14 protein-coding genes are annotated in these 12628 nt (G+C 71.5%); 5 read left to right on the forward strand and 9 right to left on the reverse strand.

The window, feature by feature from the left end; translation table 11 throughout:
• Positions 1-57: 57 nt before the first annotated feature.
• On the reverse strand, positions 58-399 hold the full coding sequence (locus HNR22_RS13790; RefSeq protein WP_179780720.1) for a hypothetical protein: 342 nt from the start codon (positions 397-399) through the stop codon (positions 58-60).
• A gap of 430 nt (positions 400-829) precedes the next feature.
• Here HNR22_RS13790 and HNR22_RS13795 point away from each other — a divergent pair, with 430 nt between their 5' ends.
• The 3 genes from HNR22_RS13795 to HNR22_RS13805 all read left to right on the forward strand — a co-directional run bounded on the left by HNR22_RS13795 (position 830) and on the right by HNR22_RS13805 (position 2994).
• The gene (locus HNR22_RS13795; protein WP_179783546.1) at positions 830-1609 is read left to right on the forward strand and encodes a helix-turn-helix domain-containing protein; all 780 of its coding nucleotides are present in this window, start codon (positions 830-832) and stop codon (positions 1607-1609) included.
• Positions 1600-1788, forward strand: coding sequence for a DUF397 domain-containing protein (locus HNR22_RS13800; RefSeq protein ID WP_179780721.1), 189 nt, complete (start codon positions 1600-1602; stop codon positions 1786-1788). The genes HNR22_RS13795 and HNR22_RS13800 overlap by 10 nt, the downstream gene beginning before the upstream one ends.
• Before the next feature lie 126 nt (positions 1789-1914).
• Complete coding sequence (locus tag HNR22_RS13805; RefSeq protein WP_179783547.1) at positions 1915-2994, forward strand: AI-2E family transporter; 1080 nt, start codon at positions 1915-1917, stop codon at positions 2992-2994.
• 4 nt (positions 2995-2998) lie between these two features.
• On the opposite strand, the gene HNR22_RS13810 is transcribed toward HNR22_RS13805, so the two are convergent.
• From HNR22_RS13810 to HNR22_RS13840, 7 genes are all read right to left on the reverse strand, one after another.
• Positions 2999-3796: an alpha/beta hydrolase gene (locus tag HNR22_RS13810; protein WP_179780722.1), complete on the reverse strand. Its 798-nt coding sequence runs from the start codon at positions 3794-3796 to the stop codon at positions 2999-3001.
• A gap of 100 nt (positions 3797-3896) precedes the next feature.
• Positions 3897-4220 carry a hypothetical protein gene (locus tag HNR22_RS13815; RefSeq protein ID WP_244236068.1) on the reverse strand — a complete coding sequence of 108 codons (324 nt, stop codon included), beginning with the start codon at positions 4218-4220 and terminating at the stop codon, positions 3897-3899.
• Between the two features lie 64 nt (positions 4221-4284).
• Entirely contained in the window at positions 4285-5352 is a 1068-nt protein-coding gene (locus HNR22_RS13820) for a hypothetical protein (RefSeq protein WP_179780723.1), read from the reverse strand.
• The gene (locus HNR22_RS13825) at positions 5349-5843 is read right to left on the reverse strand and encodes a SigE family RNA polymerase sigma factor (protein ID WP_179780724.1); all 495 of its coding nucleotides are present in this window, start codon (positions 5841-5843) and stop codon (positions 5349-5351) included. The genes HNR22_RS13820 and HNR22_RS13825 overlap by 4 nt, the downstream gene beginning before the upstream one ends.
• Positions 5844-5883: 40 nt before the next feature.
• Positions 5884-7674 carry a 3-hydroxybutyryl-CoA dehydrogenase gene (locus HNR22_RS13830; protein ID WP_179780725.1) on the reverse strand — a complete coding sequence of 597 codons (1791 nt, stop codon included), beginning with the start codon at positions 7672-7674 and terminating at the stop codon, positions 5884-5886.
• Between the two features lie 136 nt (positions 7675-7810).
• On the reverse strand, positions 7811-8881 hold the full coding sequence (locus HNR22_RS13835) for an alpha/beta hydrolase (RefSeq protein WP_425488054.1): 1071 nt from the start codon (positions 8879-8881) through the stop codon (positions 7811-7813).
• A 118-nt stretch (positions 8882-8999) separates the two neighbouring features.
• Complete coding sequence (locus HNR22_RS13840; RefSeq protein ID WP_088949895.1) at positions 9000-9416, reverse strand: FHA domain-containing protein; 417 nt, start codon at positions 9414-9416, stop codon at positions 9000-9002.
• Positions 9417-9672: 256 nt separating this feature from the next.
• On the opposite strand from HNR22_RS13840, the gene HNR22_RS13845 reads away from it, so the two are divergent.
• Positions 9673-11169 (forward strand): aldehyde dehydrogenase family protein, encoded by a 1497-nt coding sequence (locus HNR22_RS13845; protein WP_179780727.1) that lies wholly within the window; start codon positions 9673-9675, stop codon positions 11167-11169.
• A 79-nt stretch (positions 11170-11248) separates the two neighbouring features.
• Positions 11249-11908, forward strand: coding sequence for a methyltransferase domain-containing protein (locus HNR22_RS13850; protein ID WP_179780728.1), 660 nt, complete (start codon positions 11249-11251; stop codon positions 11906-11908).
• Between the two features lie 29 nt (positions 11909-11937).
• Here HNR22_RS13850 and nucS read toward each other — a convergent pair whose 3' ends face one another.
• A complete protein-coding gene (gene nucS, locus HNR22_RS13855; RefSeq protein WP_088951983.1) occupies positions 11938-12597 on the reverse strand; it encodes an endonuclease NucS in 660 nt (219 codons plus the stop codon).
• Between the last annotated feature and the right edge of the window lie 31 nt (positions 12598-12628).

Genomic DNA, 12628 nt, shown 5'->3' on the forward strand with positions numbered 1-12628 from the left:
GTGAAATCGGGGTGTCCGGGTAACCCGGATACCCCGATTTCATGAAAGGCGAGTGGATCAGGGCTGGTGGTCGGGTGGTGGGTCGATGATCGGGCGACGGAACGGGCCCCACGCCACGAAGCGTTCGTACAACTCACGGGGTGCCGGCCCGTCGTAGGGATTGAGCTGGTACAGGTCGTGCGCCGCCTCGTGGTACAGCCCGGCGAGGTAGATGGTCAGCGCCGCCGGGTCGGTGTCGAACTCCGCCTTGAGCAGCAGCCGGGCGTCCGCGCAGGGCCACGGCTGGCCGTCTGCCCGGCAGCACCACATGGGTCGCAGCGGGGTGTGCGGCGTCCGCGCGCCGCAGGGCCGGGGAAACAGGGGGTACGGCCCGAGCCGCGGCTGGGGCAACCCCGACACGGGGGTGCGTCCCCCGCCGCCCGAGTGGGGACCCGGCGGCGTGCGGCCGGTGGACAACCGCGACACCCGGGTACGTGCCTTCCCACCTGAGTGGGAACCCGGCGGTGTGCAGCCGCTGGACGGCCGCGACGCCGAGGTGACGGTGACGGGCAGCGACCGGCCGGCGGGGCGAGACGTGGGCATGGGGTTGTCTCCTCGACTAGGGCGCGGTCGCGCCGAGGTGGAAACGGCAGGCCCGCGCGGTGTGAACCGGAGTGGTCCGGGACGACCCGGTACGTGACAGTCTGCTGAGGACACCGCTACGGTCGGAAGGCATCGGCGAGTCCGGTGGGGTGACTGCGGTGACGACGTGACCCGCCGGGTCGACCGGTGGAGACGACCCTCGACCTGCGGAGGCACTGTGGAAGGCGACGCCGCGCCGACGGCCGACATGATCCGTGCGCAACTGCGCCGGCTGCGGACCACCGCCGGGATGAGCCAGGAGGATTTCGGTCGGCTGGTGCACTACTCCGGCTCGATGGTGTCCGCGCTGGAGCTGGGCCAGCGTCCGCTCGACCGGCTCTTCCTGGCCCGCGCCGACGAGGTCCTGACCACCGGCGGTCTGCTCGTCTACCTGCTCAAACTCGCCGAGCGCGACGGCCAGCCGAGCTGGTTCCGGCCCTGGCTGGACGCCGAGCGCAGCGCCCGGCAACTGCGCTGCTTCCAACCCACGCTGATCCCCGGCCTGCTCCAGACCGAGAACTACGCCCGCGCGGTGATCCGCTGCGACGACCTGCTGAGCGACGACGAGGTGGAACGACGGGTCCACGCACGCCTGGACCGACAGTCGCTCCTGGTTCAGCCGGATCCTCCGCAGTTCGTCGCGGTGGTCGACGAGTTGGTGCTGCGGCGCGCCGGCGAGGGGGTCCGGGGGTTGATGGTCGAGCAGCTCGTCCACCTCGTCGCCAGCCTGGAGCGACCGCACGTCAGCCTGCACATCGTTCCGGCCGACACTGGGCTGCACGTCGGTCTGTCCGGACCGTTCAATCTGGCCCGAGGCGCCGACGGCGGTTGGGTGGGGCACATGGAGCACCAGATTGACGGTCTCGTGGTCGATGGCGACGATGAGGTCGCTACGCTGCTGGCGCGTTGGGAGATGATCAGAAACGGTGCGTTATCCCGCCGCCAGTCGATCGAACTGATGAAGGAAGTTGTGACGTCATGGACCTGACCGGTGCACGCTGGCGCACGTCCACCCGTAGCGGCAATGGTGAGTGCGTCGAGGTGGCGGACAATCTGCCCGGGGTCGTGGGCGTACGGGACAGCAAGGACCCGACCGGCCCGGTGCTGATGTTCGCGCCGGCCGCGTGGCGGGCGTTCGTCGCTGTCGCCGGTCGTCCGACGGCCTGAGCCGGGAGGTCCCTGGTGCCACAGCACGACCCGTCGGCTGACGATCCGGACGTGACGCCCGGTCCCCCGTCGACCGAAACCGCACCGGTCGACACACCACCGCCGGTGCCGGTCCCCGCTCCGGGAATCGACCCGGACGAACCGCCTGCCGTCCCGTCCGGGAAGTTCGGCACGCCGGGGCGCCCGCTGCGTCGCAGCAGCTTCCTGATCGGCTTCACCGGTGCGTTGGGCGTGCTCCTGGCGTACACCCTTTATCTGGGGATTCGCAATGCCGGCGGCATCCTGGTGCTGGTGGTGATCGCGCTCTTCCTAGCGGTCGGTCTCAACCCGGCGGTGGTCCGACTACGCCGTTGGGGCGTGCCGCACGGCCTGGCGGTGGCGGGGGTCGCGTTGACCGTGGTGCTGCTGCTCTGCGGCGGCGTGGTCGCGCTGGTCCCGCCGATCGTCACCCAGTCCGGGCAGTTCATCGACCAGATCCCGAGCCTGCTCGACGAGCTGCGCCGCAATCCGACGGTCAACGACCTGGTGGAGCGGTACGACGTGGTGGAACGGGTGCAGGGCGCCGCCAACGCGCAGACCGTCGGGCGGGCCCTCGGCGGGGTGCTCGGCGGTGCTCAACTGATCTTCGGCACGGTGTTCCGGACGCTGACCGTGCTGGTGCTGACGATCTACTTCCTGGCCTACTTCAACAAGCTGCGCTCGCTGGGCTACTCGCTGGTGCCCCGGTCGCGGCGGGAGCGGGTGCAGCTGATCGGCGACGAGATCCTGGCCAAGGTCGGCGCCTACATGGTCGGGGCGCTGAGCATCGCGGTGCTGGCCGGCGCGACCACCTTCGTGTTCGCGTTGATCGTCGACCTGCCGTACCCGTTCGCGCTGGCCGTGGTGGTCGCGGTGACCGACCTGATCCCGCAGATCGGCGCGACCCTGGGCGCGGTGATCGTGAGCCTGGTCGGCTTCGCGTCCGACCTGCCCACCGGCATCGCCTGCGCGATCTTCTTCCTGATCTACCAGCAGGTGGAGAACTACCTGATCTACCCGAAGGTGATGCGGCGCTCGGTGGAGGTCAACGAGGTGGCCGCCCTGCTCGCCGCGCTGCTCGGGGTGGCGCTGCTGGGCGTGGTGGGTGCGTTGATCGCCATCCCCACGGTGGCCGCGCTGCAACTGATCCTGCGCGAGGTGGTGCTGCCCCGCCAGGAGAGAGGGTGACCGGTCAGTCGCCCGGCTGCGGCACGGGCGTGTCCGCGAACGAGGCCACCGTCCGGTCGGCGTACGCGCTGACGTCGCCGGCCTCCATCGGGCCGTCCCAGGTCGTCGGGAGCGGCACCTCGACGGCCGGGTTGACCCGTCGGACGATCTCGTCGAGCACCGTCTCCGCGTCGCCCACCCACAGGTGCTTGGCCCCCGGGACGCCGACCACCTCGGCCTGCGGCACCGCCGCGAACCGCTCCCGCGCCTCGGTCGGGCGCAGATAGTCGTCGAACTCCGGCACCAGCGCCGTCAAGGGTCGACCCGAGGCGGCCCAGGTGGCCAGGTCCTCCGGGGCCGAGAAGCGCAGCGGCGGGGAGAGCAGGATCGCACCGGCGATCGCCGGGTCGCAGCCGTACTTCAACGCCAGGTCGGTGCCGAACGACCAACCGACGAGCCAGATGTTGGGCAGCTCGGCGAACTCCGCGTACTCGATGGCAGCGGCAACGTCGTACCGCTCCCCCACCGCGCCGTCGAACGCACCCTCGCTGGTGCCGCGCATGCTGCTGGTGCCCCGGGTGTTGAACCGCAGCACGGCCAGGTCGGCCAGCGCGGGCAGCCGCCAGGCCGCCTTGCGGAACACGTGGCTGTCCATCATCCCGCCGTGCGTGGGCAGCGGGTGCAGGCAGACCAGGGTGGCCACCGGCGGCCGGTCGGCCGGCAGTGCCAACTCGCCGACCAGCCGCAGACCATCGGCGGTGTGCAGCTCGATGTCCTCCCGGCGGCCGGGCAGGATCGACGACGCGCGGATCGCTGTGCTCACCGCCCAAGTCTGGCGCGAAGTCGCCGCCGCCGCCCGCCCAGGCACGAACAGGGTGATCCAGGTCGCTCAGCCGTGGCGCGGGGCGCCCCGGGGCAGTCGCTCAGTACCGCGGGGTGCCCCGGCCGCGCTGCACCGCCGGGCCACGCCGGTCCCGGGCCCGCCAGCAGCCGCTGTGCCAGTGCCGCCGGTCGGTCAGGTCACCCAGGCCGTCCGCCGGCCAGGCCACCAGATGCGCCACCCCGGGTCGGATCTCCTGGTCACAGCCGGGACAGCGGTACGTCTTGACCGACGCGCCCGCGCCGATGCCGCGCACCTGCCAGGCGCCGTCGGTCCACTGCTGCACCGAGGCGACGCCCTGCCGGACGCGGTCGGCGTCCAGGTTGGCGTTCTCGTCCCGGCGAGGGCGATTGCGACGGGGGCTCACAGTCACCAAGCGTACGGTCCGTCGGGCGGGACGACCTCGCGGCCAGCCCGCCCAACGGTTGAGGTCACTCCCAGCTCTGCGGCTGGGTCGGGTCCTCGGACAATTTCACGTCCGCCAGCAGGGCCGTCGCCTCCGCCTCGGTGAAGATGCTCGCGGGTCTCTCACCATCCCAGGGCCAGCCGAAGTCGGCGGTCACCACCGTTTGGGGGATGCCGACCAGCTCCAACCTCGTCCCCTTCGCGGAGAGCAACGCGGGTCGGCCCCCGATGGTCCGATCCGCCTCGGTGTAGGTGCCCGCCTTGCTCGCGTACCGGTACTCCACCGACATGTTCTCCATCGCGGCCCGCTGGAGGGCGAACCGGGCGGTGACCAGTCTCGGGTACGAGTCGATGTCGACCGAGCAGACGGTGACCTTCGCGCCTTCGGGCAGGGCACCGAGCCGCAGCGGCGCGGCGCATCGTCGGGCCTCCTTCCAGCGCAGGGCCTCGACCGCCTGATTCAGAACGGCACGGTCCCCGTGCAGCATGACGGCACGGGCGTACAGGCCCGGCGCGGGCTGCCACAACTTGACCAGCCCACGGGCCATGCCGCTGACCGGGCGGATCGCGCCGTCGAAGATCGGGCGTCCCAGCTCCGTCACCTCGAACGACGTCCCGTCGATGGTGACGGTGCTGGACAGGTCGGAGGACCTGCCCACGTCGATGCGCACCTCCTCGCTGCCTGCCACGCTGAGCCGTACCGTCTCGCCCTGATCTCGGATCACCTCCCAGCCGAGGTAGCGGGCCCGGGTCGGGTCGAGTCCGAAGTGCAGCACCTGCGGATCGGCGCCGACCAGCGCCGGGTCGGCAGCGGCACCGGGCACCCCGCCGGCGAGGGGGGGCACCGGCGCGGCACCGGTCGACGTGGTGGCGGTCCAGGGCAGGCGGCCGGTCAACCCGTCGAGGCCCGTCCCAATCACTCCCACGATGCCGAGCGCGCCGACCAGGGACAACGCGGTCCCTGCGGCGACCCGGCGGTGGAGTTGGCGGCGGCGGCCCCGAGCGTGGGAAGCCCGCAACAGCCGGTCGGCGTCCACGGCGCCCTCGGCACGGTCCCGCAGGGTTCGGACGATCCGCTCGTCGAGGTCTGTCACGGTCGACTCCCGTTCGTGGCCGGGGCACCGCAGCGCTCCCGGAGGTTGGCGAGCGCCCGCATCGCGTGGGTGCGGACGGTGACCGGCGAGCAGTCCAGGATCTGGGCGATGGTCGCGTCGTCGAGGTCCTCGTAGAAGCGCAGCACCAGCACCGCCCGCTGGCGTTCGGGCAGGCCGAGGATCAGCCGCCACATCTCGTCCCGGTCGGCCGCCTCGCGGCCGAGGTCGCCACGCTGCGCCCGGTCGGCGAAGGTGTCGACGACCAGCTCACGGTTGGACCGGCGACGCCACCAGGAGTGGTTGGCGTTGACCAGCATCCGACGTACGTACACGTCGGGCCGGTCCGCCCGCGAGATCCTGCGCCAGTGCACGTACGCCCGGGACAGCACCTCCTGGGTGAGGTCCTCGGCCCGGTGCTCGTCACCGGTCAGCAGCCGCGCCAGCCGGATCAGGGCCGGGCCGCGGGTGCCGACGTACTCCTCGAAGGTCACATCCCTCAGACGCGGCCGGGCCCCTCCGGCGTTGACCCCGTCAGCGGTGTGAGTGGTCGCGGAAGCCGCGGCGGGTCTTGCGGCCCAGGTAGCCGGCGGTGACCAGGTGCTCCAGCAGCGGCGCGGGCGCGAAGCCTGGCTCGCGCAGCTCCAGGTACAGCTCGCGCTGGATCGCCAGCGAGACGTCCAGCCCGACCACGTCGAGCAGTTCGAACGGGCCCATCGGGTAGCCGCAGCCCAGCTTCATGGCGTGGTCGATGTCGTCGGCCGTCGAGTAGCTGGCCTCCAGCATCTTCACCGCGTCGTTCAGGTAGGGGAAGAGCAGCGCGTTGACGATGAACCCGGACCGGTCGCCGCAGACCACGCCGGTCTTGCCGAGGGCGGCGCAGACAGCGCGGGCGGTGGCGGTGGCCTCCGGGGAGGTGCGGATGGTGCGGACCACCTCGACCAGCGGCATGACCGGCGCCGGGTTGAAGAAGTGCAGCCCCACCACGTCGGCCGGCCGATGGGTGGCCATCGCCACGTCGATCACCGGCAGCGAGGAGGTGGTGGTGGCCAGCACGACGCCTGGCTTGCAGATCTCGTCGAGGCTCGCGAAGAGGGCCTTCTTGACGCTCAGCTCCTCGACCACCGCCTCGACCACCAGGTCGACGTCGGCAAGGTGGTCGAGCGTGGCCGACCAGCTGATCCGGCCGAGCGCGGCGTCCCGGTCGGCCTCGGCGAGCTTGCCCCGCACCACGCCCTTGTTCAGCGAGGTCTTCACGGCCTCGCAGACCTTCGCGGACTTCTCCATGCCGCGGGTCACCGAGACGACCTCGTAGCCGGCCTTGGCGAAGACCTCGATGATCCCGGTGGCCATCGTCCCGGAGCCCACCACGCCGACCTTCGTGATGGCCCGCGCGCCGTCGGCGACCGCGGCCTCCGTGGCCAGCGGCGTCGCCTCGTCCGGTACGACCACCGGCGAACCGGGCCGCTCGTAGGTGTAGAAGCCCCGACCCGACTTCCGGCCGAGCAGCCCCGCCGTGACCATCTGCTTGAGCAGCGGCACCGGGGCGTGCCGGCGGTCCCGCCCGCCACGCCGGTACATGGTGTCCAGGATCTCGTACGCGGTGTCCAGGCCGATCAGGTCCATCAGCGCCAGCGGGCCCATCGGCAGGCCGCAGCCGAGCTTCATCGCGGCGTCGATGTCCTCCCGGGTCGCGTAGTGCGCCTCGAACATGCCGACCGCGTGGTTGAGGTAGCCGAACAGCAGCGCGTTGGCGATGAACCCGGCCCGGTCGTTGATGGTGACGTCGACCTTGCCGAGCCGGGCGCACAGCGCCTCGACGTCGGCGACCACCTCGGGCGAGGTGACGACAGTGCGGACCACCTCGACCAGCTTCATCACCGGCGCTGGGTTGAAGAAGTGGATGCCGATCACCTGGTTGGGCCGGCTGGTGGCCACCGAGATCTCGGTGACGCTCAACGAGGAGGTGTTGGTGGCGAGGATGGTCTCCGGCCGGCAGACCCGGTCCAGCTCCGCGAAGATCCGCTGCTTGAGGTCCAGGTGCTCGGGCACCGCCTCGATGACCAGGTCGACGGAGTGCAGCGCGTCCAGCCCGACCGCGAAGTGCACCCGCTCGTGCAGGGCGTCGCGGTCGGCGGCGGCGAGCTTGCCCTTGGCGACGGCACGGTCGGTGGAGCCGGCGAGGGTGGCCCGGCCGCGCTCCAGCGCCGGCTCGGAGATCTCGACGGCCACCACGTCGATGCCGTTACGGGCGAAGACCTCGACGATGCCGGCACCCATGGTGCCCAGCCCCACCACGCCAACGGTGCTGAAATCGCGCGCCACGACCGGCCTCCCCAGAGACTCCGCACGACCACTGAACGGCCGCTAAGGTTATGCGCGCGAGTCTGCCACGTGACGCTGGGTTGTCGAGACGCCGTGGGATATTTCACCCATGCCCCGGCGGGTGCCAGAGCGCCTGTCAGGCGGTCGGCACGGTGGTCAGTGCCAGCAGCTCCGCGACGAACTCCGCGGGGCGCTCCAGGTGCGGGCTGTGACCACAGCCGGGCAGCACCACCTCGTGGTACGCGCCGCCGGCCGCCGCGTACCGCTCCAGCACCGCCCGGGTCTGGCCGACCATCGGCTGCGGTGGGCAGGCGTCCTCGCCCGGCCAGCCGGGCACGAGACCCAGCGAGCCCAGGTACGCCAGGTCGAACAGCGAGGTGTCCGAGACGATGACGTCGGCGGCGCCGCGTACCCAGGTGACCGGGGGCTTCTCGGCGACGGCCACCAGCTCGTCGGCGAGCCGGAAGAAGGTCGGCGCGAGCGCGTTGAGCACGCCGCGCTCCCCCGGTGCGGTGCCCGGCCAGTTCTCCGAGGGCACCGCCGTGCCCGGGTAGTTGTCGTCCCCGGTGGCGGTGGAGAGCACGGTGTCCAGCAGCAGATCCTCGTCCTCGACAAGCGAGGCGGGATCGGCCACGTACGTGGCTCGCAGCACGGCACGCGGGCTGGCCGGGGCGTCCGCGCTGCGGTCACCGGCCGCGAGCCGGGCGACGAAGTCCGGGTTGGCCGTGCCGGCGCCGGTGCCGGCGAAGTCGGGTGTGGTCGGCGTGCCGGTCAGGTCACGGGTGCCGCCGAAGCCGTACGGGGAGACCGGTGCCGCGAGCAGCAACGCTCCCACCCGGTGCGGATGGTCGACCAGCAGTCGCATCGCCACGCCGCCACCGAGGGAGTGCCCGACCACCACCGGGCGGGCGTCGGCACCGAAGAGCGTCGGGTCGTCCAGCAGGGCCGCCACGTCGTCGGCGAAGTCGCGCAGGCCCCGGGTGGCGTCCACCGGCGCCGTCTCGGAGTCGCCGTACCCCCGCAGGTCGGGTGCGACCACCCGCAGCGTCGGCGGCAGCCGCCGCACCAGTGGCTCCCAGAACAGCGCGGACGAGCAGTTGCCGTGGATCAGCAGCACCGGTGTGCCGTCCGGCGGGCCGGCCACCCGTACCGCCTGGGTGATGCCGTTCGCCGTCACGGTCCGCTGCTCGGTCTCCATCCGCGGCATGCTGCCACGCGGGCCCCCGCCGGTCCAGGTGTCCGGCGGACACCCGGGGCGCGCCCCGGGTGTGGACCGCACTCAGCATCCGACGTGCGCCGGGTGGGAGGGAAGGGGCCCTCCCGTCTCAGCGACGTCCGCTGGGCGGCGCGGCCAACGGCAGCGGCAGCGTCGGTCGGACGTCCCGCCGGGACGGCCCGAAGCTGAGCCCCACCGGGTCGGTGAGCGCCACACCGGGATCGAACAGTCGCAGCTCGGTCCGGCCGAGCCGGATCACGTCGCCGTCGGAGAGCAGCTCGACCTCGCTGATCCGTCGGTCGTTGAGCCAGGTGCCGTTGGTGGAGCCCAGGTCCCGCAGGGACGGCCCCTCCGGGGTCAGCCACACCTCGGCGTGCCGACGACTCAGATGCGGGTCGGCGATGACCACGTGGCCGGTCGGTGCCCGACCGATCACCTGCGGCTCGCCCCGCAGTCGAAAGCTCGCACCGCGCATCGGCCCACCCGCGACCGTCAACAGCGGCATCAGTTCCGGATGTTCCTCCATGGACAGTCAGCCCTCCACCCCACACCGTCACTCCGCGCGTCAGCCTGCCATCAGACGGTAATCGTCAATACCGACCGGCCGGTCAGCCTCTCGTCACCTCCCGGCCACCTGCCGTTCGACGATTCGGGCGGACCGCACAGGCCATCGCTGCCCTGACCTGCACTGATCAACGATCGGTCGGGGTGGAGCGACTCCCGTCCCGCCGCCTCGGATCGCGGACCTACCAGCGAGTAGTTCTCGGGTCTAGACTTCCGTCATGACGGCTGTGCATGTCCCGGGTACCCCGGTCATCGAGGAGGGCCAGCTGGTTTCGACCAGCCCGGCCACCGGCACCGAGGCCGGTCGCCTCCCGATCGCCTCCGACGCCGAGGTGCGACAGTCCGTCGACCGCGCCCGGGCGGCCGGCGAGTGGTGGGTCGGGCTCGGCTTCACCGGCCGCCGCGACCGGCTGCTGCGGTGGCGCGCGCTGCTCGCCAAGCGGATCGAGCAGTTGGCCGAGTTGGTGCACGTCGAGGGCGGCAAGCCGGTCGCCGACGCGATCGTCGAGATCGTCACCGCGATCGAGCACATCGACTGGGCCGCCCGCAACGCCGGCCGCGTGCTCGGCCCACGCCGGGTGCGGTCCCGGCTCATCCTCGCCGAGTTCTCCGGTCACCTCGAATACCAGCCGCACGGCGTGGTCGGCGTGATCGGGCCGTGGAACTATCCCGTCTTCACGCCGATCGGCTCCGCCGCGTACGCGCTGGCCGCCGGCAACGCCGTGGTGCTCAAGCCCAGCGAATACACGCCCGCCGTCGGCCAGTGGCTGGTGGACAGCTTCGCCGAGGTGGTGCCCGAGCACCCGGTGTTCACCGCCGTGCACGGGCTGGGCGACGTGGGTGCCGCTCTGTGCCGCTCCGGGGTCGACAAGGTGGCCTTCACCGGTTCCACCGCGACCGCCCGCAAGGTGATGGCCGCGTGCGCCGAGACGCTGACCCCGGTGCTGATCGAGGGCGGCGGCAAGGACGCCATGATCGTCGACAGCGACGCCGACCTGGACGCCGCCGCGGAGGCCTGTGTCTGGGGCGGCATGACCAACGCGGGCCAGACCTGCATCGGCATCGAGCGGGTCTACGCCGTCGACTCGGTCTTCGACGCCTTCGTCGACAGGGTGGTGGCCCGCGCCGGTCGGCTGACCGTCGGGCCGGAAGGCAGCGACATCGGCCCGATCACCATGCCCCGGCAGATCGACGTGATCCGCCGGCACATCGACGCCGCGATCGACTCCGGTGGGCGCGCCGTGCTTGGTGGCCCGAGCGCCGTGCAACCGCCGTACGTCCACCCGACCGTGCTCGTGGACGTGCCGGAGGAGTCGGCCGCCGTCCAGGAGGAGACCTTCGGCCCCACGTTGACCATCAGCCGGGTCCGCGACGCCGACGAGGCCGTCACCCGCGCCAACGCCCTGCCCTACGGCCTGGGCGGCTCGGTCTTCGGCCGACGGCGCGCGGTGGCCATCGCCCGGCGGCTGCGCTCCGGAATGGCCTCGGTCAACTCCACCCTGACCTTCGCCGGCATGTCCACCCTGCCGTTCGGCGGGGTGGGCGACTCCGGCTTCGGGCGGATCCACGGGGAGGACGGGCTGCGCGAGTTCGGCCGGGCCAAGGCGATCACCCGGCGTCGCGCCCGGTCGCTGCTGCCGTCGATGACCTTCGAACGGACGCCGACCGACGTGGCCCGGCTCGTCAAGGCGATCAAGGTGATGTACGGAAGGTGAGTGTCAGATAGCCGATCTTCAACAAGGATCGGCGAATCGACATGTGTGTACGGGTGGTTACGGCGGTACATTGCGTTAAATGGGCCCCAATCGATTGCGCTACCGCCTTGTCGACAGTGACCAGTCGTGGAGCGCCCGGCGACGTCGGCACCGTTCGGACTGGCTGGCGCGCACCTTCCCCGACATCGGCGACATGCACGTGGTCGATCTCGGCGGTCGGCTCGGCACCTGGCACCGCGCCACCGTCCGGCCGGCCCGGGTGACCGTCGTCAACCTGGAAAAACCCCCGGCCGTTGTGCCTGAGTGGGCCCACGTCGAGCAGGCCGACGCCTGCGACCTCCCGGCGCGCCTCGCCGGAGGCAGCTTCGACATGGTCTTCTCGAACTCGGTGCTGGAGCACGTGGGCGGGCACGAACGCCGGTTGCGCTTCGCCGCCGCCGTCCGCTCGCTGGCCGACCGGCACTGGGTGCAGACGCCCTACCGCTACTTCCCGATCGAGCCACACTGGATCGCGCCGGGCATGCAGTTCCTACCGGTGCGGCTGCGCACCGCGTTCGCCAGGCGGTGGCCGTTGGGGCACAAGCCGACCCGCAGCCACGACGCCGCCATCCACCAGGTGCTCTGGACCGAGCTGCTGGACCGCTCGCAGATGCGCCACTACTTCCCGGACTCGACCATGCTGGTCGAGCGGGTGTTCGGCCTGCCCAAGTCGCTGATCGCGGTGCGTACGGGGAGCTGAGCCGCACGACCCACCGGGAGCTGGGCCGCTCAGAACAGCGTCAGCTCGTCCTTCTCGATGCCCCGCAGCTTGTCGTAGTTCACGACCACGCACCGGATGCCCCGGTCGGTGGCGAGCACCCGGGCCTGCGGCTTGATCTCCTGCGCCGCGAAGACCCCGACAACCGGGCTGAGCAGCGGGTCACGGTTCATCAACTCGAGGTACCGGGTCAACTGCTCCACGCCGTCGATGTCGCCACGCCTCTTGACCTCGACGGCGACCGAACCGGAGTTGGCGTCCCGGCACAGCAGGTCGACGGGGCCGATCGCGGTCATGTACTCGCGGCGGACCAGCGTGAACCCCTCACCCAACGCGCTGGGGTTGGCGGCCAGCAACTCCTGGAGGTGCGCCTCCACCCCGTCCTTGCGGAGGCCGGGGTCGACACCCAGCTCGTACGAGGTGTCCTGGAAGATCTCCTCCAGGGTGATCCGCAACTCCTCGCCAGCCTTGTTGACCACCCGCCACACACCGGGGGCCTCCTCCAGCCGACATGGCGGGCTCATCCAGTTCAACGGCTTGTACGCCCGGTCGTCGGCATGAATCGACACCGACCCGTCCGCCTTCACCATCAGCAACCGGGTGGCCAGCGGCAGGTGAGCCGAGAGCCGTCCGACGTAGTCCACCGAGCACTTCGCAATGACCAACCGCACCCGACGAGGGTAGCTGAGGACCCCCCGGTCG

Origin of the sequence: Micromonospora jinlongensis (genome assembly GCF_013410645.1) — a bacterium.
Classification (GTDB): Bacteria; Actinomycetota; Actinomycetes; order Mycobacteriales; family Micromonosporaceae; genus Micromonospora; species Micromonospora zamorensis.